Source organism: Methylophilus luteus (assembly GCF_042676265.1).
GTDB lineage: Bacteria > Pseudomonadota > Gammaproteobacteria > Burkholderiales > Methylophilaceae > Methylophilus > Methylophilus luteus.
Window position 1 is genome coordinate 247,294 of record NZ_JBHTKB010000002.1, and the last position, 25,369, is coordinate 272,662.

The following is a 25,369-nucleotide window of genomic DNA, read 5'->3' on the forward strand; positions in this document are numbered from 1 at the left end:
TGCACATGCTGCTTAAAGAGAGTCAACACAAGCTGGTCAAGTTGCCCGCCTGGCGCAGAAGGACGCTGCTGGTGCTGGTGCTGCTGAGTTTTGTGCTGTTGCTGGGTCGCGGGTTTTACCTGCAAACCCTGCATAAGGATTACTTGATTAAAAAAGGCGAGGCGTTTTCGCGTCGCAAAGTAGAGCTGATGCCGCACCGCGGCAAGATCTATGACCGTAACTTCAAGCCATTGGCGATCAGCTTGCCGGTGGAGTCGTTATGGATGAACCCGACCGATGTGAATATCTCGGCGGCGCAGTTGAAGCAGATGGCCAAATTGCTGGAAATGCGGCCAAAAGAGTTGCAGCAAAAAGTGCAGCAAAAGAAAAAAGAATTTGTATATATCAAACGGAGAGTAGCGCCCGATGTGGCAAAACTGGTGATGGCGATGAAAGTGCCCGGCGTATTCAGTCAGAAGGAATACAAACGCTTCTACCCTGCGGCAGAAGTGGCGGCGCATATCGTCGGTTTCACCGGTGTTGATGACACCGGCGTCGAGGGCATGGAGCTCTACCGCAACAGCGTGCTTTCCGGCACTTCCGGCAAGCGCGATTTCGTGCGTGATCGCAAAGGCCATGTGGTGGAAGACTTGGTCGCCATCAAGTTGCCGCACGATGGCCAGGACCTGGTGCTGAGCATAGACCGCACCGTGCAATACGTGGTGCACAGGGAGCTGTCACGCGCGGTAGAAAAGCACAAGGCCAAGGCCGCCGCTGCAGTGGTGCTGGATGCCAAGACCGGCGAAGTGCTGGCATTGGTGAATATCCCAACCTATAACCCGAATAACCCGGGCAATGTCGCCAGCAAGCTGCGCAATTCTGCCATCGTCAATATTTTCGAGCCCGGCTCTACCATGAAACCGGTCACGGCCGCCGCCGCGATGGAGTTCGGCCCTTACCAGCCGGATACCAAGATACAGACCGCGCCAGGCTATCTGCGCGTAGGCACTGCCACCATACATGACGCCCACCCTAATCAGATGCTGAGCGTGTCGCAGATCATACAGAAGTCTTCTAATGTTGGCTCTGCCAAAATGGCGCTGGAGCTTAACCGCGAACAGTTGTGGAACACCTATATCCAGCTTGGTTTTGGCGCGCCGACCAAGATAGGCTTTCCGGGCGAGGCCTCAGGCAAGGTGCGCGATTACAAAACCTGGCGTCCTATCGAGCAGGCGACCATGTCTTATGGTCACGGCATCAGTGTCACCCTGTTGCAACTGGCCAGAGCCTATACCGTATTCGCCAATGAAGGCGAATTGCTGCCAGTGACGCTGACCAAACTGCCTGAGCCGCCAGTGGGCCGCCAGGTGTTTTCTGCCAAGGTGGCCAACGCGGTAAAAGATATGCTGGAGCTGGTGGTGCAACCGGGAGGTACTGCGCTGAAAGCCCAGGTCACCGGTTATCGCGTCGGCGGCAAGACCGGCACCGCGCACAAGCTGGGGGCACATGGCTATGAGCATGACAAATATGTGGGTTCGTTTGTCGGTATGGTGCCTGCGTCAAACCCGCGCCTGATCATGGCGGTGATGATAGATGAGCCGAGCAATGGCGAATATTACGGTGGCAGTGTCGCCGCCCCGGTGTTCAGTGCCGTGATGAATGATGTGTTGCGCATGCTGGCTATCCCGCAGGATGGCAATGCCGTGCCGCTGGCAACACCTAGCGAAGCGAATGCTGTACCGGAGGCGATGTGAGTAAATACATCATTCCCGCGCCGGTACATGGCATCACCGCAGATAGCCGCCAGGTGGAAAAACATGGTTTGTTCCTGGCCTATCCAGGCCAGCATGGCGACGGGCGCGAGTATATACCTGACGCCATAGGCAAAGGTGCCAATACGGTGATCTGGGATAGCCAGGGCTTTGACTGGAACCCGGAGTGGACGGTACACAATATCGCCATCCCTGACCTGAAGTTCCAGGTCGGCCATATTGCCAGCCAGTTCTATAAAGACCCTTCAGAGCAGCTGTGGTGTGTAGGCGTCACCGGCACTAATGGCAAAACCACTGTCACCCACTGGCTGGCACAGGCTTACCGCTTTTTGCAACAGCGGTCAGCGGTGATAGGCACGCTGGGCAATGGCGCGCTGGATGACCTGCAGCCTACCCAAAATACCACGCCTGGCCCGGTGGAAGTACAAAAGATCCTGGCCAATTTCCTGCTCGAAGACGTGCAGATGGTGGCGATGGAAGTGTCTTCACATGGCCTGGACCAGGGCAGAGTCAACGGCGTGTCGTTCGACGTGGCGGTGTTCACCAATATGACACGTGACCACCTCGATTACCACGTGACCATGGAGTCCTACCAGTTAGCCAAGCAAAAACTGTTTGACTGGCAGACCTTGAGTGCCGCAGTGATCAATGCCGACGATGCGTTTGGTGTGACCCTGATAGAGCGCCTGCGTCTGCAAGGCAAGACTGTGCTGAGTTACGGCATGCATGAGGCCGATGTATGCGCCACGGCGGTGACCATGCATGCGACCGGCTTTGAGGTCCAGGTGCGCACCCCACAAGGTGATGGCGTGGTGCAATTGCATGCCCTCGGCCAGTTCAATATCTATAACGTGCTGGCGGTGCTGGCCTGTCTGCTGGTGCACGACGTCGCCTTGCCCGCCGCTTTGCAAGCGGTCTCTGGCCTGGTGCCGGTGGCTGGCCGCATGCAGATGTTCGGTGGCGGTGACCTGCCACTGGTGGTGGTCGATTATGCACATACGCCGGATGCGCTGGAAAAAGCGCTGGATACCCTGCGCGTGCAGGCGCGTGGCAAATTAAGCTGCGTGTTTGGTTGTGGCGGTGACCGCGATAGCGGCAAACGCAGTGAGATGGGCCGCATCGCCGGTACGCTGGCTGATAGTGTGATCGTGACCAACGATAACCCGCGCAGTGAAAACCCTTATGCCATCATCGCCGCCATCTCCGAAGGCCTGAGCCGTGATTTCACCATGGAGACCGACCGTGCCAAAGCGATCGCGCTGGCGATCTCGCGCGCGGGCAAGGGCGATGTGGTGCTGGTGGCGGGCAAAGGCCATGAAGACTATCAGGAGATTCAAGGCATACGCTATCCGTTCAGCGATGCCGAGTGGGTGCTCAACGCGCTGAAAAAGAGGGCGCAGGCATGATGTCACTACAAACCATTGCTGAGGTAACAAAAGGCACACTGCATGGAGCAGATGTCATGGTCAGCTCGGTAGACACCGATAGCCGCCGCGCGCAGCCGGGCCAGCTGTTTGTCGCCTTGCCTGGCGAAAAATTCGACGGGCATGACTTTTTGCCACAGGTCACTGCCCTTGGTGCTTCTGCTGCACTGGTGTCGCACGCCGTGCAAACCGAATTAGCCGTGGTAGAAGTACAGGATACGCGGCTGGCCATGGGTGAGCTGGCTGCTTACTGGCGCCAGCATCTGGGCACGCCGCTGATCGCGGTGACCGGCAGCAACGGCAAGACCACCACCAAGGAAATGATAGCTGCCATCATGCAGTTGCATGTGGGTGGTGCCGACAAGGTGCTGGCGACTGCCGGCAACTTTAATAACGATATCGGCATGCCTTTGACCTTGCTGCGCCTGCGGCCTTTCCACCGCAGCGCCGTGATCGAGATGGGCATGAACCACCTCGGTGAGATAGATTACCTGACCCGCATCGCAAGGCCTAACGTGGCTGTCATCAACAATGCCGGCACCGCCCATATCGGTGAGCTGGGCTCGCGTGAAAACATCGCCAAAGCCAAAGGTGAGATTTTTAGTGGGCTGGCTGCTGACGGTATCGCGGTGATCAATGCCGACAGCGAATTTGCAGACTACTGGCGTGGCCTCAACAGCACCCGCCGCGTGCTGACCTTTGGTTTGCATGCTGCCGCCGATGTGCGCGCCGAGGCTTTGGACCAGGGTGGTTTCAAACTGCATTACCAGCAGGCTGCAGTCACGCTGACGCTGGCGGTGCCTGGCGTACACAATATGATGAACGCCCTGGCGGCGGCTGCTGCCAGCCTGGCCGCTGGCGCGACACTAGATGAAGTTGCGCAGGGCTTGCAGGGCTTTGGTGGTGTGAAAGGCCGCTTGCAACAGAAAACAGCGGTCAATGGTGCCAGGGTGATAGATGACACCTACAACGCCAACCCGGATTCTATGAAAGCGGCACTGGACGTGTTGCACAACTACTGTCTGCATAACGACAGCAAGCGCACTGTATTCGTGATGGGCGATATGGGCGAACTCGGTGCTGACGCTGAAGCCATGCATGCCGAGATCGGGCGTTATGCCCAAGCGCATGGCGTGCATGCCATGTACGCCATGGGCAAACACAGCCAGGCGGCGGTGCATGCTTTTGGCAGCCAGGGCCAGCATTTCGACAGCTTAGAAGCATTGATAGCTGCATTACAGGCAAATACAGGCGCAGCAGACATCGTACTGGTGAAAGGCTCACGTTTCATGCAGATGGAACGCGTAGTCAATGCGCTGGTGGAAACACAAGCCACCGAACTGGTGGGGAAATAGGGAAGCTTATGTTATTGGAATTGGCAAAGTGGTTGTCGTCAGATGTACGTGGGTTCCATGTATTTGATTACATCACGCTACGCGCGGTGCTGGCGACGCTCACGGCACTGGCGATCTCCTTTCTGGTCGGGCCAGCCATGATACGCAAGCTGACTGAATACAAAGTGGGCCAGGCGGTACGTGATGATGGCCCGCAGACCCATCTGGTCAAAGCCGGCACACCGACCATGGGTGGCGCGCTGATACTGGTGGCGATCGCCATCTCCACCCTGTTATGGGGCAATCTGCATAACCGTTTTATCTGGGTTGTGCTGATCACCACTTTGGGTTTTGGTGCAGTGGGCTGGGTCGATGATTACCGCAAAGTGGTTTACAAAAACCCTAAAGGCCTGTCCGCCAAAGAAAAATATTTCTGGCAAAGCCTGATCGGTTTTGGCGTCGCCATATTTTTATATGCGACTTCCACCACGCCGGTAGAGACCACCCTGATCGTGCCGTTTTTCAAACACCTGGTGCTGCCGCTAGGCGCGGTTGGTTTCATCGTGCTGACCTACCTGGTGATCGTCGGTAGCAGCAATGCCGTCAACCTGACCGACGGCCTGGATGGCCTGGCCATTCTGCCTACCGTGATGGTGGCCGCGGCACTGGCGCTGTTTTCCTATGTTGCCGGCCACATCGTGTTCGCCAAATACCTGGGTATCCCTTATGTAGAAGGCGCCAGCGAGTTGATGGTGTTCTGTGCCGCCATGGCCGGTGCCGGGCTGGGCTTTCTCTGGTTCAACGCCTATCCGGCCGAAGTGTTCATGGGTGATGTAGGCGCGCTGGCGCTGGGTGCCGCCCTGGGCGTGGTCGCTGTCATCGTGCGCCAGGAGATCGTGCTGTTCATCATGGGCGGCGTGTTCGTGGTGGAGACTTTCTCGGTGGCGGCCCAGGTGCTGTATTTCAAATACACCAAAAAAATGACAGGCACAGGCAAACGTATCTTTCTGATGGCGCCTTTGCATCATCACTATGAACAAAAAGGCTGGAAAGAGACGCAAGTGGTGGTGCGCTTCTGGATCATCACCATGATGCTGGTACTGGTGGGACTATCTACTTTGAAACTCAGATAAGCCACCCTGAAACTCAGATAAGTAGCATAAATATAAAACAGGATTCATTAGAACATAGCCATGAAAAAACAATTTGAACAACAGCGCGTAGCAGTGATAGGACTGGGTGACACCGGCTTCTCTGCTTTGCGCTGGCTGCGTCAGATGGGTGCCGAAGTGGTGATGTTCGACTCACGCCTGCACCCACCGGGGCAGGACAGATTGCTCGAAGAATTCCCTGGTGTGGAATGCCATCTGGGGCCATTCAATGCGGCACTGCTAGCCGCCATGGATACCATAGTCACTAGCCCCGGCGTTTCGCTGAAAGAGCCGGTGCTGCAACAGTTGCTGGCGCAGGGCAAGAGCGTGATCGGTGATATCGAGTTGTTCGCCCGTTTCCGTGCGCCCTATGCCAAAGTGATCGCCATCACCGGCTCTAACGGCAAAACCACGGTCACTACCCTGGTCGGCGAGATCTGCAAACAGGCCGGGCTCAATACCATAGTGGCAGGCAATATAGGCGTGCCGGTGCTGGATACCCTGCAGATGACAGCGCCGGATGTCTACGTGCTTGAGCTGTCCAGCTTTCAGCTGGAAGCCACGCATCAACTGGTGGTGGACGCGGCAACGGTGCTCAACCTGTCTGAAGATCATATGGATAGGTATAGCGGCATGGACGATTACGCGCAATCCAAGGCGCGTATCTACCAGCATGCCCGCATCGCCATCGTCAACCGCGATGACCCTGCCAGTGCCGCTCTGGCCGGCCAGTTGCCACAGGTGTCGTTTGGCGTGAACCCGGCACCCAGCATCAACGATTATGGTTTGAATGACCTGGGCTGGTTGTGCGCCGGGCACAGGCACTATATCGAAGCCGACAGTTTGCGTATCCGTGGCAAACACAATATTGCCAATGCGCTGGCGGCCATTGCTTTGACCCAGGCCATAGGCGTGGACAAAGTGTCTATCCTGCACACCGTGCAGTCATTCACCGGGCTGCCACACCGTGTGGAATGGGTCGCCAGTATCGACGAAGTCGACTTTTATGACGACTCCAAAGGCACCAATGTAGGCGCAACCACCGCGGCTATCAGCGGCATGCTCAAACATGGCAAACCGCAGAAAGTGGTGCTGATCGCCGGTGGTGATGGTAAAGGCCAGGATTTCAGCCCGTTGCGGGAGGCGGTGGTGCAACACGCGCGCGCGGTAGTGCTGATAGGGCGTGATGGACCCAAGATCCAGCAGGTGCTGCAGAACGTGCAGGTGCCGGTGGTGGATGCCGTGGACCTGGCCGCAGCCGTGCATATCGCCAAGACGCTGGCTGAAGCCGGTGACGCCGTGTTGCTGTCACCCGCCTGCGCCAGTTTCGATATGTTCAGGAACTATGAGCACAGAGCGCAAGTATTTGTTGAAGCCGTCAAAGCCATGGAGGCCGCATGCTTGGTCCGCTGATGATGACCCGCGAGCGCTACAACTCCCCCAGCTACGATATGTCGCTGCTGTGGGTGGTGTTGTCATTGCTGGCGTTCGGCATGGTCATGGTCTACTCGGCCTCTATCGCCTATGCCGATGCCAGCAAGATGTTCGGCCATAACAGTACCTATTTCCTCATGCGCCAGGCGCTGTATATCGCGGTAGGGCTGGTCGCGGCCGTGATCGTGTTCCAGGTGCCTATGGCCTGGTGGCAAAAAATGTCGCCCTACCTGTTTGTGTTTGGCATCGTGTTGCTGGTGCTGGTGCTTATCCCCGGCATAGGCAAAGTGGTCAACGGCAGCCGGCGCTGGATCTCTTTGCTGATCATGAACCTGCAACCGTCAGAATTGATGAAACTGTTTATTGCCATGTATGCCTCTGATTATGCAGTGCGCAAAGCCAGCAGTATGCACAGTTTCACCAAAGGCTTTTTGCCCATGCTGGGCGTGATGGTGTTTGTCGGCGTATTGCTGTTGCGCGAGCCGGATTTCGGTGCCTTTGCCGTGACCGCCTCCATCGCCTTCTCTATCATGTGGCTGGGCGGGGTGCATATCAAGATATTCCTGGCCATGCTGGCGGCGTTACCGCTGGCAGTGGTCGGGCTGGTGGTGATGGAGCCGTACCGGCTGGAGCGTATGAAAGGCTTCCTCAACCCATTTGATGACCCGTTTGATACCGGCTACCAGCTGTCACACGCGCTGATCGCCTTCGGCCGCGGCGAGTTCTGGGGCGTAGGCCTGGGCGGCAGCGTGGAAAAACTGCTCTACCTGCCAGAAGCGCATACCGATTTCCTGCTGGCAGTGGTGGCTGAAGAATTAGGCTATGTAGGCGTCATGGTGGTAGTGCTGCTGTTCGCCTGGCTGGTGATACGCGCTTTCAGTATCGCCAAGGAAGCTGTAGCCAACGAACGTTATTACGCTGCACTACTGGCACAGGGCATAGGGGTCTGGATAGGCGTGCAGGGCTTTATCAATATGGGCGTCAACATGGGCTTGCTGCCGACCAAAGGCCTGACCCTGCCGCTGTTGTCTTATGGCGGTAGCGGCATACTGGCCAACTGCATCGCCATGGCGGTGCTGCTGCGCATAGATTTTGAAAATAGACGGCTTCAGAAAGGGTTGACGACATGAAGCAGTCGGAAATTTTCAAGAACATGAATATGGAAAACGGCCGTTTATTTCGGCGCAGGCTAACTTGTTCAGCGCATGCTGAGCAAGTTAAGCGTAGCGGCCGGAGCCAAAATCACCGTTTGCAGAAAGGCTTGACGACATGAGCCGGCCTTACACATTGATGGTGATGGCTGGCGGCACTGGTGGTCATGTATATCCGGCGATCGCGGTGGCAGATGCCTTGCACGCGCAAGGCTGGAACATCGTCTGGCTGGCGACCGCGGGCGGCATGGAAAATCGCCTGATCGCCGATAAACCGTATGCCAAAGCCATGATGACCATGCAGGGCGTGCGCGGCAAGGGCCTGCTCGGCTGGCTGACATTGCCGCTGAAACTGCTGCGTGCATTCAGCCAGGCCAGGCAGGCTATTCAACAGCACCAGCCTGATGTGGTGCTGGGCATGGGCGGCTTTGCTGCTTTTCCTGGTGGCGTGATGGCGAAACTGGCAGCTGTGCCGCTGGTCATCCATGAGCAGAATTCTGTGGCCGGGCTGACCAATAAGTCACTGGCTAAGATCGCTGACCGTGTCTTAACCGGTTTCCCGCAGGCACTGGGTAGCAAAGGCGAGATGGTAGGTAATCCGGTACGTGAGGACATCAGCAGTTTGCCAGTACCGCAAGTGCGCTTTGCTGAGCATGCAGGTGAGTTACGCATACTGGTGGTGGGGGGCAGTCTGGGTGCAGCCGCATTGAATACGCAGTTGCCCAAAGCTTTCGCGCTGCTGCCGGCAGATGCGCGGCCGCAGATCATACACCAGGCAGGTGAAAAACATATCCAGGCACTGAAGCAGGCCTATGCAGCCGCTGGTGTAGCGGCCGATTGCCGTGCCTTTATCCAGGATATGGCACAAGTGTATGCCTGGGCTGACCTGGTGATCTGCCGTGCCGGTGCACTGACGGTGGCCGAACTGGCGAATGTAGGTGCCGCCAGCATACTGGTGCCGTTCCCGTTTGCGGTGGATGACCACCAGACCACCAATGCTGCTTACCTGCAACAAGCGGGTGCTGCGTTGCTGATCCAGCAACGGGATCTGGATGTGGCGCAGCTGGCAAATATTTTGAAAACGCTGGACCGTAACACCTGCCTGGCTATGGCACAAAAAGCACGCGCACTGGCCAGGCCGGATGCAACGCGCCAGGTGGCAGACATCTGCCAGCAACTGGCGGCAGCCAAAACAACGATGAAGCAAAGTTCGCTATGAAACATAAAGTCAAAAAAATTCATTTTGTCGGCATAGGCGGCTCGGGCATGAGCGGCATTGCCGAGGTATTGCTGAATCTTGGCTTTGAAGTGAGCGGCTCTGACCTGGCCAGCAACGTCACCACCAAGCGCCTGCAAGGTTTTGGTGCCACCGTGTTCCAGGGTCATGCCAGCGAACACCTGGGTGATGCCGATGTGGTCGTGGTCTCCAGTGCCATCAATGAAGAAAACCCGGAAATCATCGCCGCCCGTGCGCGTAAGGTAGCCGTGATCCCGCGTGCGCTGATGCTGGCTGAGCTGATGCGCTTTAAGCAGGGCATCGCCGTGGCCGGTACGCACGGTAAAACGACTACCACCAGCCTGATCGCCAGCATATTGGCAGAAGCGGATATGGACCCGACTTTTGTCATAGGCGGCAAGCTGGAAGCGGCAAGTGCCAATGCCCGCCTGGGTACCGGTGAGTGGATAGTGGTAGAAGCGGATGAGTCTGATGCTTCTTTCCTGCACCTGAATCCGGTGCTGGCAGTGGTCACCAATATAGACCAGGACCATATGGATACCTACGAGCACAGCTTCGACAAGCTGAAAACAGCTTTTGTCGAATTTCTGCAGCAGATCCCGTTCTGGGGCATGGCGGTGATGTGCATAGATGACGCCAACGTGCGTGAGATCCTGCCGCGCGTCACGCGTCCGGTCACCACTTATGGCACGCATGAAGAAGCCAGCATACGCGCCGAGAATATCGTCGCCGATGGCGGCCGTATGCATTTCACGCTGATCCGCAAGAATGGCACCACAGTACGCAATGAAGTCACGCTCAACTTGCCCGGCCATCACTATGTGCTGAACGCGCTGGCCGCGATCGCGATCGCCACCGAGCTGAATGTGCCAGACGCGGCCATCCTCAAAGCGCTGGCCGAGTTCAGGGGCGTAGGCCGCCGTTTCGAGCGTTATGGCGAAATCCCGGTGGCGAACGGCCATGCCACCCTGGTGGATGACTACGGCCATCACCCGGTGGAAATGCAGGCGGTGATCGCCGCTGCGCGTGGCGCCTTTCCCGGCCGGCGCCTGGTGCTGGCATTCCAGCCGCATCGCTACACCCGCACGCGTGACTGCTTTGAAGATTTTGTGAAAGTGCTCTCCACGGTGGATGCGCTGTTATTGACCGAAGTCTACGCCGCGGGCGAAGCCCCTATCGTGGCCGCCGATACGCGCAGCCTGATCCGGGCTGTGCGCGTCAATGGCAAAGTGGAGCCACGCTTTGTAGAGACTTCTGAAGAATTGCCACAGGCGATCCTGGAAAGCCTGTTACCGGATGATGTGATCGTGGTCATGGGCGCCGGCAATATCGGCAGTGTGGCGGCAAAAACCCGGGAGCTGGCAGTGCTATGACTACGGCCGCATTACAGGTTTTACAGCACGAACCGCTGACCCGCTACACCAGCTGGCGTGTAGGTGGTGTGGCCGACCAACTGGTGCTGGCCGACAACGTGGCACAGTTGCAGCAGTTTTTGCAGCAACTGCCCGCCAGTGAGCCGCTGACCTTTATAGGATTGGGCAGCAACCTGCTGGTGCGCGATGGTGGCGTACGCGGCACCGTGGTGGTCATGCACCAGGCTTTGCAACAACTGGAGATGCAAGGCGAGCGCGTGTATGCCGATGCCGGCGTCACCTGCGCCAAACTGGCCCGCTTTGCCGCCAGCCATGACAGAGCCGGTGCCGAATTCATGGCGGGTATTCCCGGCACGGTAGGTGGTGCACTGGCGATGAATGCCGGTTGCTACGGCGGGGAGACCTGGCAATGGGTAGACCAAGTGAAAACCATACACCGCAGCGGTGCGGTGCAGGTACGCGACCGCGCAGAGTACCAGCCGGTATACCGGCATGTGACGCATCCGGTGGCAGATGAGTGGTTTCTGGGTGGCTGGTTCGCCGTGCCGCCGGGCGATGGCAAAGCCTCTGCCGAAAAGATCAAGCAGTTGCTGGCCAAACGTCTGGCGAGCCAGCCGCTGAATATGCCCAGTGCCGGCTCGACTTTCCGTAACCCGGAAGGCGATTTTGCCGCCAGGCTGATAGAAGCATCAGGTTTAAAGGGCACCACCATAGGTGGGGCACAGGTTTCAGAAAAGCATGCCAATTTCATCGTCAATCTGGGGCATGCGAGTGCGGCAGATATAGAAGCGCTGATCGCGCGTGTGAAAGCCACCGTGCACGAGAAGCAGGGTGTGGAATTGATACAAGAAGTAAAAGTCATCGGAGAAAGCGTAACTAAAGTATGAGTGCGACACAGCATAATTTTGGCAAGGTGGCAGTGTTATTCGGTGGCCGTTCCGGCGAGCGTGAAGTTTCGCTCAAGAGCGGCGCTGCGGTGCTGGCAGCCTTGCTGCGCCAGGGTGTGGATGCGCATGCCTTTGACCCGGCCACGCAGGAGCTCTCGGCATTGAAAGCGTTTGACCGCGCCTTTATCGCCTTGCATGGCCGCTATGGTGAAGATGGCACTATCCAGGGCGCGCTGGAGTTGATGGATATCCCTTACACCGGCAGCGGCGTGATGGCCTCGGCCCTGGGCATGGACAAATGGCGCAGCAAACTGTTGTGGACTGCGGCGGGCGTAGTCACCCCTGATTACGTGCTGATGGATGACACTACGTCAGCCGACGCCGTGGTGGCCAAACTGGGCCTGCCGCTGTTTGTGAAACCGGCCAATGAAGGTTCAAGCATAGGCGTGAGCAAGGTCAAGCAGGCCAGCGAGCTGGCTGCAGCCTACACGCTGGCCAAAGCTTCTGACCCTCTGGTGCTGGCCGAACAGTTTGTCGGTGGTGGTGAATATACGGTAGGCATACTCGGTGATAGCGCATTGCCGGTGATACGCATAGTGCCCAAGAACGAATATTACGATTACGAAGCCAAGTACCTGCGTGACGACACCGAATACCGTTGCCCTAGCGGCTTATCCGCCGCACAGGAGCAACAGATACAGGCTGAAGCACTGCAGGCATTTAGAGTGCTGGGCTGCAGCGGCTGGGGCCGGGTGGACTTTTTGATGGATGAGTCGGGCAAACATTATTTCCTGGAAGTGAACACCAGCCCGGGCATGACAGACCACAGTCTGGTGCCTATGGCGGCCAAGGCTGCCGGCCTGGATTTTGATGCACTGGTGGTGCGCATTTTGCAACAAACATTAAAGGCTTAACGGAATAGACGATGTGGAATAGGCCGACATTGCTGAACTGGACTGCCAACCTGCTGTTTTCACTGGCAGTGGTGTTGCTGCTGTACGCCTTGTTATTCGTGGTGCTGCACTTGCCTATCTTCCCGGTCAAGCACGTGCAGGTAGAAGGCAATCTGGACCATGTCAACCATGAGCAGATCCAGCTGATAGTCAGCAAGTATTTAAAAGGTAATTTTTATACGCTGGATCTGCAGCGCACGCGTACCGCTTTTGAAAAACTGCCGTGGGCACGCAAGGTCAGTGTGCGCCGCCAGTGGCCAGACACCATAGTGGTACAGATAGAAGAGCATCAGGCGCTGGGCCGCTGGGGTGGGGTTGCCCTGGTCAACCGGCATGGCGAGTTGTTCCAGGCGGCGTCTGACGAGCAGTTGCCGGTGTTTTACGGCCCGGGTGATGCAGTGAAAGAACTGGCGCAAGGCTATGCCAGTTTTGCGCAGACCTTGTCGGTGACCTCGCTGCAGATACAGCAGTTGAGCCTGTCGTCACGGCGCGCCTGGGAGATCAGGACCACCGATAAACGGCAGATGATGCTGGGCCGCGAAGCGGCCAAGCAACGATTACAACAGTTTGTGGCCGCTTACAGCCAACAGCCAGCCATCGCTGAAAGTGACTGGCGGTATGCAGATTTACGCTATCCCAATGGTTTTGCATTACGTATGCCACGTAATGGCGCTTAAGGGATGGCCGCAAGCAAGGAAAAAACATGAGTAGAGTCAGAGAAGATAAAAATTTAATCGTCGGCCTGGATATCGGGACATCCAAGATCGTGGCGATTGCGGCTGAAATATTGCCGGAAGGCACGCTCAAGGTCATAGGGGTGGGCCAGCATGCCTCACGCGGCCTGAAGAAAGGCGTGGTGGTGAATATCGATTCCACCATGCAGGCGATACAGCGCGCGATCGAAGAAGTGGAGTTGATGGCGGATTGCAAGATCAACACCGTTTATTCCGGCATTGCCGGTAGCCACGTCAAAAGCCTGAATTCACATGGCATGGTCAAGATTAAAGAGAGCGAAGTCTCGCAAAGCGATATAGACCGCGTGGTGGATACCGCACGTGCCATCGCCTTGCCCGCCGACCAGCAGATACTGCATATCCTGACCCAGGAATTCATCATCGACGGCCAGGAAGATGTGCGCGAGCCACTGGGCATGAGCGGCATACGCCTCGAAGTGCGCGTGCATATCGTCACCGGTGCGATCGCGGCGGCACAGAATATCGTCAAATGCATCAAGCGTTGCGGGCTGGAAGTCAGTGACCTGATTTTGCAACCGCTGGCTTCAAGTGAGTCGGTGCTGACAGAAGATGAAAAGGAGCTGGGCGTCTGCCTGGTGGATATAGGCGGCGGCACCACCGATATCGCGGTGTTCAAGAATGGCGCTATCCGCCATACCGCAGTCATTCCTATCGCCGGTGACCAGATCACCAATGATATTGCAGTGGCTTTGCGTACACCTACGCAGTCAGCCGAAGAGATCAAGGTCAAGCACGGCTGTGCACTGCGCCAGCTGGCAGACCCGCGTGAAGTGGTGGAAGTGCAGGCGGTGGATGGCCGCGAGCCGCGCCAGTTGTCGTGCCAGGCATTGACCGAGGTGATAGAGGACCGCGTAGAAGAGATTTACGAGTTCGTGCAGCAGGAGCTGCGCCGTAGCGGCATGGAATCCATGATCGCTTCCGGCATCGTCATCACCGGTGGCGCGGCACAGATGCGCGGCATGGTCGAGCTAGGAGAAGAGATTTTTCATACGCCGGTGCGCCTGGGTGTGCCGCGTTATGTAGAAGGTTTGTCTGAAGTAGTCGGTAACCCGCGTTATGCCACCGGCATAGGCTTGTTACTGATGGCCAAACAGCAGGTAGAAAAACAAATGGTAGGCAATTTGCAGTCGGGCTCGGTCGGCCGTCTGCTGGAGAGAATGAAGAGTTGGTTTACAGGTAATTTTTAACTTTTTTTAGGGCGAGTGTGCGGGGCAAACCAATCACTCAAATAATTAGGCAATGGAGGGTTAGTATGATTGAAATTTTTGATAAAGAGAATGAAGGCGCTGTCATCAAGGTAATTGGTGTTGGTGGTTGCGGTGGTAACGCCGTTGAGCACATGATGACCAAGATGGTACCGGGCGTGGAGTTTATTTGCACCAATACGGACATGCAGGCCTTGAAAAAGAGCAATGCCAAAGTGGTATTGCAGATAGGTTCTGATATCACCAAAGGCTTGGGTGCTGGTGCCAAGCCGGAGATCGGCCGTGAAGCCGCACTGGAAGACCGTGACAGTATCGCCGAGACCATAGATGGCGCCGATATGCTGTTCATCACCGCCGGCATGGGTGGCGGTACAGGTACCGGTGCTGCGCCTATCATCGCCGAAGTCGCGCGTGAAATGGGCATCTTGACCGTCGCTGTGGTGACCAAACCATTTGCTTTTGAAGGCAAACGCGCCAAAGTCGCCCAGGAAGGTCTGGAAGAACTTTCACAGTATGTAGACTCTCTGATCGTTATCCCTAACGAAAAGTTGATGGATGTGCTGGGTGAAGATGTGACCGTAGTAGAAGCTTACCGCGCGGCCAATGATGTATTGCAGAATGCGGTTTCCGGCATTGCCGAGATCATCAACTGCCCGGGTACGGTCAACGTCGACTTTGCCGATGTACGCACCGTGATGTCTGAAATGGGTATGGCGATGATGGGTTCTGCTGAAGCCACCGGGCCAAACCGTGCGCGTATCGCCGCTGAACAGGCAGTTGCCAGCCCGTTGCTGGAAGATGTGAACCTGGCCAATGCGCGTGGTGTACTGGTGAATATCACTGCCAGCACCAGCTTCAAGATGCGTGAATACTATGATGTGATGAACACGATCAAAGAATTCACCGCAGAAGATGCGACTGTGATCATTGGTAACGTCATGGACGAAGCCATGGGTGATAACCTGCGTGTGACCATGGTCGCCACCGGTTTGAACGGTTCTATCGGCAAACGCCAGGCCAAACCGGAGTTGAAAGTCATGACTAGCAGCACATTGCGTGACGGTACCACCAACCAGCCTATCTTCCAGAATGTGGTTGAAGAAGATGAGCCAGCGGTGTTTACCAGCAACAGCCGTCGTGCCCAGGTTGAGGCGATGAAGAATTCAGGGATAGAAGAGTACGATATCCCGGCTTTCTTGCGTAAGCAGGCTGATTAACCTTCTGGCAGTGATTGCCTGTCGGCTAAGCAGTGGGATTGGCTTATAATAGTAGTCAGACACTGATAAAAGAGAAAACCATGTTAAAGCAACGCACGCTTAAACAACAGATTAGCGCGACCGGCGTAGGCCTGCACAGCGGTGAGAAAGTCACGCTCACGCTCAAGCCCGCGCCTGCTGATCATGGTGTCGTGTTCAAGCGCATCGATTTGCCCGATACGCCTGCCATGCGGGTTACCCCGACGGCAGTCAACGACACCCGCCTGAGCTCCGCCCTAGAGTTCTCAGGTGCGCGCGTTGCTACTGTGGAGCATTTGATGTCTGCCCTGGCTGGCCTGGGGGTAGACAATATATTGATAGAATTAACGGCAGCCGAAGTGCCCATCATGGATGGCAGTTCGGGGCCGTTTATCTATCTGTTGCAAACGGCAGGCCTGGCCGAGCTGGATGTGCCTAAGAAATTCGTGCGCATCCTGAAACCGGTAGAAGTACAAGAAGGCGATAAATGGGCAAAGTTTACGCCGCATCATGGTTTTAAAGCCGAATTCACCATTGATTTCGCACACCCGGTGTTCGAATTCTCCGGCAAGACCGTGACCATAGATTATGACAGCCAGAGTTATGTGGACGAGATCAGCCGTGCGCGCACCTTTGGCTTTATGCACGAGGTGGAGTACCTGCGCGCCAATGGCCTGGCCAAAGGTGGCAGCCTGGATAACGCCATCGTGCTCGACGAGTACAAAGTGCTGAATGGCGGCGGTTTGCGCTATGAAGATGAATTTGCCAAGCACAAAGTGCTGGATGCGATAGGTGATCTATATATCCTCGGTTACCCCATCGTCGGCCAGTTCTCTGCTTTCAAATCCGGCCACGCACTCAACAATCAATTGCTACGTGCCTTGCTCCAGGACGACACCGCCTGGGAGTACTGTACCTTTGACGACAGCCAGGCGCCGGTCGGTTTTGTGCGGCAGCGTGATTATTTCAGCCCGACGCCATTTTTGCCTGCGGCTTAAGGCGTAGATCAAGACTATGTGGTGGATACGGATATTATTTGCGGTGCTGGTGCTGAGTACCCTGGTGCTGGCCCTGCTAGGCTGGCAGACTGGCAACGCACGCTATTGGCAATGGCTGAAAAAAATATGGAAAGGCGGCTTTGTCGTCTTGCTACTGTTGTTATTGTTTTTCTTTCTGAGTCGCCTGGCCAGAATTTGAGCGCCACCCTCTAAATCTACATGATGCCTGGCCCGCGCTTGCGTGCAGGTAAATATTCAATCGGACGTGAGCATAGCAAGACCCTGTGATTAATTGACTCATGAAGACTATATTCCGCCCTTTGCTTTCCTTTGCTGCCTGTCTGTTAGGCGCCAGCCTGCTGGTGCTGACGACTGCTGCGCGCGCCGGCGATAGCGAGACTTACCTGCAGGCCAAACAGGCCTACCAGAGCAGAAACCTGCCCTTGCTGACCGAGTCGCTGGAGACGCTGCGCCAGCGCCGCTCACCGCTGGCACCTTATCTGCAATACTGGCAAATGATACTGACCATGGATCAGCTGTCTTATTACCAGGTGCAGGCCTTTCTGCAGGAGAACAACGACACCCTGCTGGCACAACGGGTACGCGAGCTTTGGCTCAAGCGGCTGGGCAGGGTGCAGTTCTGGGACCAGTTTGTCGAGATGCGGGCGCAGATCCCCAACTATTACACCCTGAACGACACCGGTAACCAGTGTTTCCAGGTGCAGGCCGGCATCGCGCTGGATGACCCGACGGCTTACGACGATGGCAAAACGCTGTTGCTGTCGGGCAAGGAGCTGTCAGCCGATTGCCAGGGCATGCTGGAAGCCTTGCAGCAGGTGGGCGTGCTGGATGAGGCGTTTCTGCTGACCATATACCGTAATGCCTTGTTTGCCAACAAGCCCGGCATGGCCAAGACCCTGGCCAAACGCAGCCGCAAAACCGATGCCACGCTGTTGAAACAGATAGATGACGTGGCGCAGAACCCGGCGCTGGTGCTAAAAAAGAACAATGTGCAGGATAAATCGGCTTATGGCCGCGCGATGTATCTGTACGCCATACATCGCCAGGCCAAGGCAGATATCGCGCTGGCGCAAAGCAGTTTTCAGAAATACAGCGCAGTGCTCAACAACGAAGAAAAACAGCTTATGCAAGCGTATATCGCGCTCGAATCAGCGCGTAAGCACGAGCCAGAGGCGCTCAAAGCGTTTGCCAGAGTAGAGCCGGCCAGCCTGAGCAATGAGCAGTGGGAATGGTATGCGCGCAGTGCCTTGCGCGAGCAGGACTGGCCTGTACTGTTGAAAATCATAGGCAATATGCCCAATGCGCTGGCAGACGAGCACACCTGGCGCTACTGGAAAGCGCGTGCGCTCAAGAGCAAGGGACAGGTCACCGAAGCCAACCTGCTACTGGCAAAGCTGTCACAAGAACGCCATTTTTATGGCTGGCTAGCGGCTGAAGAGCTGGGCCCGGTGGCCGGTGAGCCTATGGCGACTTACCAGCCCGCCGATGATGAGGTGCGCCAGTTCGCCAGGTTGCCGGCGATCAAGCGCATGGAAGCATTATTTGACGCCGACGCCCGCTATGAAGCCAGGCTGGAGTGGCTGTATCTGCTAGAAGCACTGGATGACCCTACGCGCATCGTTGCCGCACAATATGCCTTGCTCAAGGGCTGGTACGATCTGACCGTGCTGGCAGCGGATAAGACCAGCCGTACGCACAACTTCGAGTTGCGCTACCCCACGCCGTACCGCGATTATCTGCAAAAAGCATCGAAAGCGCGCGACATCGATGAAGCCTGGGTTTACGGCATCATCCGCCAGGAAAGCCGCTTTATGCACTATGCCAAGTCATCGGTAGGCGCCGGCGGCCTGATGCAAGTGATGCCCGCCACCGCCAAGTGGATAGCCAAAAAACTGGGCTGGAGCAGCTACAGTGATGCCATGTTGCATGACATAGACACCAATGTGAACCTGGGCACTTATTACATGCGCTATACGCTGGATACCTTTAACGGCCAGGAGGCGATGGCGACAGCCGCCTATAACGCAGGCCCCAGCCGCGCCAGACGCTGGGCGGGCAACACGCCGCTGGAAGGCGCGATTTATGCAGAAACCATCCCGTTCAGCGAAACACGAAACTACGTGAAAAAAGTGCTGGCAAACGCGCACATGTATGCGCCCAGACTGGGCTTGCCTGTCATCACCCTTAAAAATCGCCTGGGCACTATCCCGGCCCGTAGTTCGGGCATCGCCGAGGCGGAAACGGTGACCACCACCATCACCATTTCAGAGCAGGAGTAAGCTAATGCGGCATTTTTCTGTACAATCTCTCTAAGCAAGTGATAACGATGAAGACAGCTTTGCGCAGTGTCTTATTTACCAACATGCATCAGGAATCAGCAATATGAAGACAGTCACAGTATTGGGTGGTAGCGGTTTTGTCGGTAGCAGTGTGGTGGCCAGGCTGGATCAGGCCGGCTATCAGGTGAAGGTATTGACGCGCCGCCGGGAGCAGGCCAAGCACCTGATATTGTTACCTTTTGTGCAAGTGGTCGAGTGCGATGTCAACGACCATGGTGCATTGCGCGCGCAGCTGACCGGCAGCGACGTTGTGATCAACCTGATAGGCATACTGCACCAGACCAGCGACAATGGCTTTGAGAAGATGCACCATCAGCTGCCACGGCGCGTGGCGCAACTGTGTGTCGAGCTGGGCATCCCGCGGCTGCTGCACATGAGCGCCTTGCAGGCTGCAGTCAGTGCGCCTAGTGAATATCTGCGCAGCAAGGCGGCCGGTGATGAAGCGGTGATGGAATGCAGCAAAAAACTGCAGGTGACTATCTTCCGTCCTTCGGTGATCTTTGGCGCACGCGACCGTTTTATCAACCTGTTTGCCAAACTGATACAGTATATTCCGGTGCTGGCGCTGGCGATGCCTCAAGCCAAATTCCAGCCTATCTGGGTAGAAGATGTCGCCGCGGCCTTCGTCAATGCGGTGGATGAGCCCGCCACCTATGGCCGGATCTACGAACTGGGTGGCCCGGCCATCATGACCTTGCAACAGGTGATGGAAGCCGTGATGAAAACCACAGGCGTGCAGCGGCCTATCATAGGCTTGAGCACCAGGCTTTCACTGCTGCAAGGCAGTTTTATGCAGTTGCTGCCTATCAAGCTGTTATCCCGTGACAATGTCAAATCCATGCAGGTCGATAACGTCTGCCAGCAGCCTATGGCCAATGAGCTCGGCGTCGTGCCTACCGATATGTTTGCGGTGATTTCCGGCTATCTGGTGGAAAATAATCCGCGTGGTGCTTATGACCAGTTTCGCGCTGCCGCTGGTCGCGTCATCAACGCCAGGCGCTGATGTGCCAGCTGCCACGTGCATAGCGATCATACACAACACCAGCCTATGAAAATCTACCAGGTAGGCGGTGCAGTGCGCGATGGCCTGTTAGGCCTGGCGGTCAAAGACCGCGATCATGTCGTCGTCGGTGCCACGCCCGAGCAGATGCTGGCGGCCGGTTACCGCGCAGTCGGCAAGGATTTCCCGGTCTTTCTCCACCCCGATACCCAGCAGGAACACGCACTGGCGCGCACCGAGCGTAAAACCGGCAAGGGTTACAAAGGCTTTAGCGTCTATGCCGCGCCAGAAGTGACGCTGGAAGAAGACCTCGCCCGGCGTGACTTCACCATGAATGCCATCGCTATGGCCGAAGATGGCACACTGATAGACCCTTTCCACGGGCAGCAGGATATTGAGAACAAGCTGTTACGCCATGTCACCGCCGCCTTCAGCGAAGACCCGGTGCGCATCTTGCGCGCAGGCCGCTTTCTGGCCCGCTTCACCGATTTCACCGTAGCGCCTGAAACGCTGGCGCTGATGCGCGAAATGGTCACCGCTGGCGAAGTCGATGCCCTGGTGCCGGAGCGGGTGTGGCAGGAGATCGCCAAAGGCCTGATGGAAAAACAACCCAGCCGCATGTTTGAAATGCTGCGCGACTGCGGTGCCTTGCAGGTGATACTGCCCGAGCTGGCGCGCCTGTGGGGAGTACCGCAGACTGCCCTTTACCACCCCGAAGTCGATACTGGCGTGCATGTCATGATGGTGATAGATTACGCCGCCAAACAAGGCTTCAGCTTGCCGGTGCGCTTTGCCGCCCTCACGCATGACCTCGGCAAGGGCACTACTCCGGCAGACGTACTGCCAAGGCATATAGGGCATGAATTACGCAGTGTAGACCAGATCCGCGACGTGGTGGCACGGCTCAAAGTACCCAATGATTGCAAGGACCTGGCGCTGGTAGTAGCAAAGTTTCACGGCAAACTGCACGCCGCCAGAGAAATGAAAGCCAGCACCTTGTTGAATTTTCTTGAACAGCTGGATGCGTTCAGGCAACGCTCACGCTTCGATGACTTTCTGCTGGCCTGCGAAAGCGACAGCCGCGGACGCCTGGGGCTGGAGAACTGCCCGCTGGATGATGCAGAGCATCTGCGCAAGGCTTTGCAGGCCGCCCTGGCTGTTGATGCGGGCGCCATCGCAAAGCAGTGCAGTAGTCCCGCTGCGATCAAACAGGCAGTGGCCGATGCCAGGACCCATGCGATTGAGGCAGCGCTCTTTTAAGTCACTCGCCCACCAGATACAAGCACAGGCAAGGTAAATACTGGCGGGTATTGAATCAGCCCACTTGGCACTTGATGACGACTGTCGCGCGCGAGTTGCTTGAAGCTTTCCTGTTTTTTCCAATCTGTTCCATGGTTTAGAAAAGCAAACATCGCTGGTTGAATGATTGCCGCAGCACCTTGCTTGCGAGCTGCGCAGTTAGAATTACCTTCATTAGTTGACTGGCTCACATTGCCGTTCATATTTCTTATCTTTAGACCTCCTTTAGTCCTTTACCTACATTTCTCAGCAATGTAAGCGCTTTTTTGAGCTTTTAGATCAACTTTAGATATTTAAATCTAAATGGACGGTAGTTTCAATTTACAATTGTGATAACATAAACTTACTTAAATTAACATTTGGAGGGGTTTATGAAATTGGCAATTTGTTTGGTATTTCCACTCACGTTGTTGGTGAGTTCGGTTTATGCTGAGGATGAATGGCAGCATAAGATATACGTCGGTGGCAAAATTGGCCGCTCTCATGTAAATTTTGATCTTTCCAGTGGTGGTATTGGTAAAGTTGAGGATGAGCAGGAAAGAAAAGTGTCAATTGATCGCAAAGACACGATTTTGGATGCCGTGATTGGCTATAAATTTAATTCCTATATTGCAGCTGAGCTCGGTTATCTGGATCTAGGCGATTACACTGCAAAGGCAGACTCTTATGGCATAGGGACAGCTAGTGCCTCAGGTGCTACCATTAGTGCCCTGTGGAGTTATCCATTTAATGAGAAGTTTAGTGTGTATGCCAGAACAGGAGTGCTATTCGCTAAGACGCGCACAAAAGCACGTTACATCAATAGCGATGATGAATTTGTCAGCGGGCGTGAAAACAGGTCAGATGTCGTGCCTGTCTTAGGGATAGGGGCAAATTATAATTTGACTAAAAACTGGCAGTTGACTGGTGAGTATCGCGATGTGGGTAGTGCAAGGCTGGTAAAAGCAGCTGGTGAATCTTTAGATATCGAAGTGAATGCATTTACAGTCGGCGCAAATTACTTTTTTTAAGTAGCGCTTGCAGGATGTATGGTAATAAAAGAGGCAGCAATAGCTGCCTCTTTTTTATGTACAGTCCCGGTGATGCAGTGCCAGAGACATTCTGGCTATGTTTTATTAGCGATTATTTACCACTGTCCGGTTTCTACCGCTTCGTTTGGCTTCATACATCAGGGCATCTACAGACTCTACGAATGATTTAAGATCGTCATTTTGCTGGGGCGTGATGCTGCCGGCACCGACACTGATGGTCAGTATGTGGCTGACTTCTGACTTGGCGTGTGGAATTTGTTCCTTGAACACCAGGTTGCGGCAACGCTCGGCGATTTTGCTGGCTGACAGTGCACTGGTTTCAGGCAGAATCAAGGCAAACTCTTCACCACCAAAACGGGCAAAGAAATCCTTAGCACGCACACCAGCCTGCGTCAGTGTGTTCGCTACTTGCTTAAGCACTTGATCGCCTTGCAAATGGCCATAAAAGTCATTGAATTGCTTGAAGTAATCGATATCTATCATGATCAATGACAAGGGGTGCTGATTTTGTCTGGCTTCCAGCCATTCTCGTTCCAGTACCGTGTCAAACATGCGGCGGTTGGCGACGCCGGTCAGACCGTCTTTGTAAGAAAACTCTTCCAGCTTTTTTTGCATGATGAGCAATTGCTCTTCGGTCTTTTTACGTTCGCTGATATCAAACATAAATCCTATCAGCGCTTCCGGCTCACCGCTGGGGGTGCGTACCACATGCACTACATCCCTGATCCAGACATAGTCGCCGGTTTTGGTCAGCGCTCGGTAATCGGCTTCGTGGTCTTCGCCCTGCAAAGAGCGTTCCACGCAAAAGTTAAAGATACGCTCGCGCTCGTCTTCATGAATGCGGTTTACCCAGTCATCCACTGTTTTCCAGCTGTCTTGCGACCAGCCAAGTACTTGCTCTATCTGCGGGCCTATATAGGCAAACTGTTTGCTGGCCCAGTCTATCTTCCAGGGAATGGCTTTGGTGGATTCAAGCAGGGTCTTGTAAATGGTGTTATCAGTTTCAGCGGGCGGTGTATGCATTTCGCGCACTTCTTTATCACAATATGTGAATCAGGTTACCCAACTGACTAACACTAAGCAATAGCCCGCCAAGTCTATTCAGGTAAGAAAGGGTTAACTTTTCTGGCCATCACAAGGCCCTAGCACTTTAGCACCACTGGCGCTCGCAAGGGATGCCATCATGATCGCCATCCATTTCGGTGCCAGGGCAGTTTGCCAGAAAGAAATGGGCTTCTGCACAGGAAGTCATTTGCGAACAATGTATGCGGCCATCACAGCGACGGTTTGCTGGCACTGGCGTCTCAGGTGCAGCCTCAACGTTGGCCGGCCGGCTAAAACGGGCGGGGGCCTGTTCAACCGCTATCAGGTGCTGGGTTTGCCTGGCGCTTAATCAGGGCAGCAGCCAGCCATCCAGCAACAGATAAGCCGCACTCGCCAATAACACAAGCCCGAAGATCTTAAGGACATTCATGGGCCGTAACGTTTTTTGCGTTAGTTAATATTCAGAAAGTGTTGAATGACCAGCTTGGCCAGAAAGCCGACCATACCCAACGTCAGCGCCAGGAACAAGGCAAATGTGCCCACCTTGCCAGCCTTTGCTTTCCAGGCCAGGTTGCCGACGATAAAGATCAAAAAAAGTATCAGGGCGGCCAGGCCGTATGTCATGCCGACTTCAGTCAGCTGGGCTTCGGTCATGCCAAAAATCGTGTTTTCCATCTTATGAAAGCTCTATGTCTGTGAGGTTGCTTAAGCGGCTATTTGCTCGAACGAAAAGTGAGGAAAATCCGCGCGTTGTTTTGCATGTTCAAGGGTGATGCCGCAAATATTGCCGTTGGCATCTATATCAAGCAGCATGTTTTCATCCAGGTCTTTGGTTTCAAAGATATCTGCATCGGTAAATTCAATATGCAGCGTATCGGTGTCCTGAAAGTATTTGATTTTCATGGAATAAATCTCCTGTCGAAGAAGGCATTGTGCACGGTTTCGCCATTTTCCAAAAGCACTACCCGCAAGTAGCGGCCGCCCATTTCATCAATTTTAGCCCAGCGGCGAATACGACCATCCTGTTGGATAAGCTCTTTTTCTGGGTGGTTGATGACGTATGCAATCCATTCATCTTTGATGTCTGCGCGGTCTGGGCGCAGGCGGCTATGCTGAAAGTATTGCGTTGTCTTCACGCTTATTGCAGGCTGGCTGTGATCAGCTGCGTAATATGTTGTTCCAGATTTTCACTGGGTTTGCGCTTGAAACCGCTTTTGGCGAACGCGTGCCAGCGGCCGACCACAAAGCTGATCATGGTGTTGGCGGCAACACCGGCATTGGTGATCTGGTTGCCTTGGGCCTCGGCGATACGCAGCGATTGTTTGACGCTGGCTTCCAGGCGGTCTATCAACTGGTTGATACGTGCCTGCAAGGCTTCATCTTCATTGACCAGGGCATCGCCTATCAGTACACGTGACATGCCGGGGTTACGTTCGGCGAATTTCAGCATGGTTTGCAGCATCAGTTGCACTTGCTTGAGGCCGTCGGTTTCATCGCTGGTGATTTTATTGATCACGCCAAACAGTGCACCTTCAATAAACTCGATCAGGCCTTCAAACATTTTGGCTTTGTTGGCAAAGTGGCGGTACAGCGCTGCTTCGGAGACTTCCAGTTTGCCGGCCAGGGCGGCGGTGGTGATCTTTTCGCCGCGTGGTGTTTGCAGCATGCTGGCCAGTGTTTCCAGGATTTGCTGTTTGCGGTTTGCTCTTACTTCTTTGTTGGTCGTCGCCATGATGTGTCCCTGAAT

Annotated in this window: 26 protein-coding genes; 19 read left to right on the forward strand and 7 right to left on the reverse strand. The window is 55.3% G+C overall.

Annotated elements, in window-relative coordinates; genetic code table 11:
* Positions 1–5: 5 nt before the first annotated feature.
* The 18 genes from ACFQ1Z_RS10745 to ACFQ1Z_RS10830 all read left to right on the forward strand — a co-directional run bounded on the left by ACFQ1Z_RS10745 (position 6) and on the right by ACFQ1Z_RS10830 (position 21,508).
* The gene (locus tag ACFQ1Z_RS10745; RefSeq protein WP_379057547.1) at positions 6–1,733 is read left to right on the forward strand and encodes a peptidoglycan D,D-transpeptidase FtsI family protein; all 1,728 of its coding nucleotides are present in this window, start codon (positions 6–8) and stop codon (positions 1,731–1,733) included.
* The gene (locus ACFQ1Z_RS10750) at positions 1,730–3,157 is read left to right on the forward strand and encodes a UDP-N-acetylmuramoyl-L-alanyl-D-glutamate--2,6-diaminopimelate ligase (protein ID WP_379057548.1); all 1,428 of its coding nucleotides are present in this window, start codon (positions 1,730–1,732) and stop codon (positions 3,155–3,157) included. Before ACFQ1Z_RS10745 ends, ACFQ1Z_RS10750 begins: the two co-directional genes overlap by 4 nt.
* A complete protein-coding gene (locus ACFQ1Z_RS10755; protein ID WP_379057550.1) occupies positions 3,154–4,530 on the forward strand; it encodes a UDP-N-acetylmuramoyl-tripeptide--D-alanyl-D-alanine ligase in 1,377 nt (458 codons plus the stop codon). Before ACFQ1Z_RS10750 ends, ACFQ1Z_RS10755 begins: the two co-directional genes overlap by 4 nt.
* Before the next feature lie 8 nt (positions 4,531–4,538).
* A complete protein-coding gene (mraY, locus tag ACFQ1Z_RS10760; protein WP_379057551.1) occupies positions 4,539–5,642 on the forward strand; it encodes a phospho-N-acetylmuramoyl-pentapeptide-transferase in 1,104 nt (367 codons plus the stop codon).
* A gap of 60 nt (positions 5,643–5,702) precedes the next feature.
* Complete coding sequence (gene murD / locus ACFQ1Z_RS10765; RefSeq protein ID WP_379057552.1) at positions 5,703–7,073, forward strand: UDP-N-acetylmuramoyl-L-alanine--D-glutamate ligase; 1,371 nt, start codon at positions 5,703–5,705, stop codon at positions 7,071–7,073.
* Complete coding sequence (gene ftsW / locus ACFQ1Z_RS10770) at positions 7,058–8,224, forward strand: putative lipid II flippase FtsW (RefSeq protein ID WP_379057553.1); 1,167 nt, start codon at positions 7,058–7,060, stop codon at positions 8,222–8,224. The genes murD and ftsW overlap by 16 nt, the downstream gene beginning before the upstream one ends.
* 139 nt (positions 8,225–8,363) lie before the next feature.
* Positions 8,364–9,464, forward strand: coding sequence for an undecaprenyldiphospho-muramoylpentapeptide beta-N-acetylglucosaminyltransferase (gene murG / locus ACFQ1Z_RS10775; protein WP_379057555.1), 1,101 nt, complete (start codon positions 8,364–8,366; stop codon positions 9,462–9,464).
* A complete protein-coding gene (gene murC / locus ACFQ1Z_RS10780; protein ID WP_379057557.1) occupies positions 9,461–10,855 on the forward strand; it encodes a UDP-N-acetylmuramate--L-alanine ligase in 1,395 nt (464 codons plus the stop codon). Before murG ends, murC begins: the two co-directional genes overlap by 4 nt.
* On the forward strand, positions 10,852–11,742 hold the full coding sequence (gene murB / locus ACFQ1Z_RS10785; RefSeq protein ID WP_379057559.1) for a UDP-N-acetylmuramate dehydrogenase: 891 nt from the start codon (positions 10,852–10,854) through the stop codon (positions 11,740–11,742). The genes murC and murB overlap by 4 nt, the downstream gene beginning before the upstream one ends.
* Complete coding sequence (locus ACFQ1Z_RS10790; protein WP_379057560.1) at positions 11,739–12,656, forward strand: D-alanine--D-alanine ligase; 918 nt, start codon at positions 11,739–11,741, stop codon at positions 12,654–12,656. Before murB ends, ACFQ1Z_RS10790 begins: the two co-directional genes overlap by 4 nt.
* An 11-nt stretch (positions 12,657–12,667) precedes the next feature.
* On the forward strand, positions 12,668–13,372 hold the full coding sequence (locus ACFQ1Z_RS10795) for a cell division protein FtsQ/DivIB (protein ID WP_379057562.1): 705 nt from the start codon (positions 12,668–12,670) through the stop codon (positions 13,370–13,372).
* Positions 13,373–13,398: 26 nt separating this feature from the next.
* A complete protein-coding gene (gene ftsA, locus ACFQ1Z_RS10800) occupies positions 13,399–14,637 on the forward strand; it encodes a cell division protein FtsA (RefSeq protein ID WP_379057564.1) in 1,239 nt (412 codons plus the stop codon).
* A gap of 65 nt (positions 14,638–14,702) precedes the next feature.
* Positions 14,703–15,872 (forward strand): cell division protein FtsZ, encoded by a 1,170-nt coding sequence (ftsZ, locus tag ACFQ1Z_RS10805; protein WP_379057565.1) that lies wholly within the window; start codon positions 14,703–14,705, stop codon positions 15,870–15,872.
* An 80-nt stretch (positions 15,873–15,952) separates the two neighbouring features.
* Positions 15,953–16,888, forward strand: a complete 936-nt coding sequence (gene lpxC, locus ACFQ1Z_RS10810) for a UDP-3-O-acyl-N-acetylglucosamine deacetylase (protein ID WP_379057567.1) — start codon at positions 15,953–15,955, stop codon at positions 16,886–16,888.
* 16 nt (positions 16,889–16,904) lie between these two features.
* On the forward strand, positions 16,905–17,087 hold the full coding sequence (locus ACFQ1Z_RS10815; protein WP_379057569.1) for a hypothetical protein: 183 nt from the start codon (positions 16,905–16,907) through the stop codon (positions 17,085–17,087).
* A gap of 100 nt (positions 17,088–17,187) precedes the next feature.
* Positions 17,188–19,188 carry a transglycosylase SLT domain-containing protein gene (locus tag ACFQ1Z_RS10820; RefSeq protein WP_379057570.1) on the forward strand — a complete coding sequence of 667 codons (2,001 nt, stop codon included), beginning with the start codon at positions 17,188–17,190 and terminating at the stop codon, positions 19,186–19,188.
* Positions 19,189–19,291: 103 nt separating this feature from the next.
* Positions 19,292–20,251: a complex I NDUFA9 subunit family protein gene (locus ACFQ1Z_RS10825; protein WP_379057571.1), complete on the forward strand. Its 960-nt coding sequence runs from the start codon at positions 19,292–19,294 to the stop codon at positions 20,249–20,251.
* 45 nt (positions 20,252–20,296) lie between these two features.
* Positions 20,297–21,508 carry a multifunctional CCA addition/repair protein gene (locus ACFQ1Z_RS10830; RefSeq protein WP_379057573.1) on the forward strand — a complete coding sequence of 404 codons (1,212 nt, stop codon included), beginning with the start codon at positions 20,297–20,299 and terminating at the stop codon, positions 21,506–21,508.
* Here ACFQ1Z_RS10830 and ACFQ1Z_RS10835 read toward each other — a convergent pair.
* Positions 21,505–21,750: a hypothetical protein gene (locus ACFQ1Z_RS10835; protein ID WP_379057575.1), complete on the reverse strand. Its 246-nt coding sequence runs from the start codon at positions 21,748–21,750 to the stop codon at positions 21,505–21,507. The two genes, ACFQ1Z_RS10830 and ACFQ1Z_RS10835, sit on opposite strands and share 4 nt — an antisense overlap.
* Positions 21,751–21,918: 168 nt before the next feature.
* On the opposite strand from ACFQ1Z_RS10835, the gene ACFQ1Z_RS10840 reads away from it, so the two are divergent.
* Positions 21,919–22,557: an outer membrane beta-barrel protein gene (locus ACFQ1Z_RS10840; protein WP_379057576.1), complete on the forward strand. Its 639-nt coding sequence runs from the start codon at positions 21,919–21,921 to the stop codon at positions 22,555–22,557.
* Between the two features lie 105 nt (positions 22,558–22,662).
* Here ACFQ1Z_RS10840 and ACFQ1Z_RS10845 read toward each other — a convergent pair whose 3' ends face one another.
* The 6 genes from ACFQ1Z_RS10845 to slmA form a co-directional block, all read right to left on the reverse strand.
* Positions 22,663–23,601, reverse strand: coding sequence for a GGDEF domain-containing protein (locus tag ACFQ1Z_RS10845; protein ID WP_379057578.1), 939 nt, complete (start codon positions 23,599–23,601; stop codon positions 22,663–22,665).
* 127 nt (positions 23,602–23,728) lie between these two features.
* Entirely contained in the window at positions 23,729–23,830 is a 102-nt protein-coding gene (locus ACFQ1Z_RS10850) for an excalibur calcium-binding domain-containing protein (RefSeq protein ID WP_379057580.1), read from the reverse strand.
* Positions 23,831–24,072: 242 nt separating this feature from the next.
* The gene (locus tag ACFQ1Z_RS10855; protein WP_379057582.1) at positions 24,073–24,297 is read right to left on the reverse strand and encodes a DUF2788 domain-containing protein; all 225 of its coding nucleotides are present in this window, start codon (positions 24,295–24,297) and stop codon (positions 24,073–24,075) included.
* Between the two features lie 30 nt (positions 24,298–24,327).
* Complete coding sequence (locus ACFQ1Z_RS10860) at positions 24,328–24,525, reverse strand: DUF2283 domain-containing protein (RefSeq protein WP_379057584.1); 198 nt, start codon at positions 24,523–24,525, stop codon at positions 24,328–24,330.
* Positions 24,522–24,758: a hypothetical protein gene (locus tag ACFQ1Z_RS10865; RefSeq protein ID WP_379057585.1), complete on the reverse strand. Its 237-nt coding sequence runs from the start codon at positions 24,756–24,758 to the stop codon at positions 24,522–24,524. The genes ACFQ1Z_RS10860 and ACFQ1Z_RS10865 overlap by 4 nt, the downstream gene beginning before the upstream one ends.
* Before the next feature lie 2 nt (positions 24,759–24,760).
* Positions 24,761–25,354 (reverse strand): nucleoid occlusion factor SlmA, encoded by a 594-nt coding sequence (gene slmA, locus ACFQ1Z_RS10870; protein ID WP_379057587.1) that lies wholly within the window; start codon positions 25,352–25,354, stop codon positions 24,761–24,763.
* Positions 25,355–25,369: the final 15 nt, after the last annotated feature.

Excerpts from the sequence above, each read along its gene's own strand:
- ACFQ1Z_RS10850 (WP_379057580.1), bottom strand. The coding sequence starts at position 23,830 with ATGACTTCCTGTGCAGAAGCCCATTTCTTTCTGGCAAACTGCCCTGGC.
- ACFQ1Z_RS10840 (WP_379057576.1), top strand. The coding sequence starts at position 21,919 with ATGAAATTGGCAATTTGTTTGGTATTTCCACTCACGTTGTTGGTGAGT.
- ACFQ1Z_RS10755 (WP_379057550.1), top strand. The coding sequence starts at position 3,154 with ATGATGTCACTACAAACCATTGCTGAGGTAACAAAAGGCACACTGCAT.
- ACFQ1Z_RS10845 (WP_379057578.1), bottom strand. The coding sequence starts at position 23,601 with ATGCATACACCGCCCGCTGAAACTGATAACACCATTTACAAGACCCTG.
- murG (WP_379057555.1), top strand. The coding sequence starts at position 8,364 with ATGAGCCGGCCTTACACATTGATGGTGATGGCTGGCGGCACTGGTGGT.
- ftsW (WP_379057553.1), top strand. The coding sequence starts at position 7,058 with ATGCTTGGTCCGCTGATGATGACCCGCGAGCGCTACAACTCCCCCAGC.
- lpxC (WP_379057567.1), top strand. The coding sequence starts at position 15,953 with ATGTTAAAGCAACGCACGCTTAAACAACAGATTAGCGCGACCGGCGTA.
- mraY (WP_379057551.1), top strand. The coding sequence starts at position 4,539 with ATGTTATTGGAATTGGCAAAGTGGTTGTCGTCAGATGTACGTGGGTTC.
- ACFQ1Z_RS10745 (WP_379057547.1), top strand. The coding sequence starts at position 6 with ATGCTGCTTAAAGAGAGTCAACACAAGCTGGTCAAGTTGCCCGCCTGG.
- ACFQ1Z_RS10830 (WP_379057573.1), top strand. The coding sequence starts at position 20,297 with ATGAAAATCTACCAGGTAGGCGGTGCAGTGCGCGATGGCCTGTTAGGC.
- ACFQ1Z_RS10835 (WP_379057575.1), bottom strand. The coding sequence starts at position 21,750 with ATGAACGGCAATGTGAGCCAGTCAACTAATGAAGGTAATTCTAACTGC.
- ACFQ1Z_RS10860 (WP_379057584.1), bottom strand. The coding sequence starts at position 24,525 with ATGAAAATCAAATACTTTCAGGACACCGATACGCTGCATATTGAATTT.
- murC (WP_379057557.1), top strand. The coding sequence starts at position 9,461 with ATGAAACATAAAGTCAAAAAAATTCATTTTGTCGGCATAGGCGGCTCG.
- ACFQ1Z_RS10815 (WP_379057569.1), top strand. The coding sequence starts at position 16,905 with ATGTGGTGGATACGGATATTATTTGCGGTGCTGGTGCTGAGTACCCTG.
- slmA (WP_379057587.1), bottom strand. The coding sequence starts at position 25,354 with ATGGCGACGACCAACAAAGAAGTAAGAGCAAACCGCAAACAGCAAATC.
- ACFQ1Z_RS10790 (WP_379057560.1), top strand. The coding sequence starts at position 11,739 with ATGAGTGCGACACAGCATAATTTTGGCAAGGTGGCAGTGTTATTCGGT.
- murB (WP_379057559.1), top strand. The coding sequence starts at position 10,852 with ATGACTACGGCCGCATTACAGGTTTTACAGCACGAACCGCTGACCCGC.
- ACFQ1Z_RS10855 (WP_379057582.1), bottom strand. The coding sequence starts at position 24,297 with ATGGAAAACACGATTTTTGGCATGACCGAAGCCCAGCTGACTGAAGTC.
- ftsA (WP_379057564.1), top strand. The coding sequence starts at position 13,399 with ATGAGTAGAGTCAGAGAAGATAAAAATTTAATCGTCGGCCTGGATATC.
- ftsZ (WP_379057565.1), top strand. The coding sequence starts at position 14,703 with ATGATTGAAATTTTTGATAAAGAGAATGAAGGCGCTGTCATCAAGGTA.
- murD (WP_379057552.1), top strand. The coding sequence starts at position 5,703 with ATGAAAAAACAATTTGAACAACAGCGCGTAGCAGTGATAGGACTGGGT.
- ACFQ1Z_RS10795 (WP_379057562.1), top strand. The coding sequence starts at position 12,668 with ATGTGGAATAGGCCGACATTGCTGAACTGGACTGCCAACCTGCTGTTT.
- ACFQ1Z_RS10825 (WP_379057571.1), top strand. The coding sequence starts at position 19,292 with ATGAAGACAGTCACAGTATTGGGTGGTAGCGGTTTTGTCGGTAGCAGT.
- ACFQ1Z_RS10820 (WP_379057570.1), top strand. The coding sequence starts at position 17,188 with ATGAAGACTATATTCCGCCCTTTGCTTTCCTTTGCTGCCTGTCTGTTA.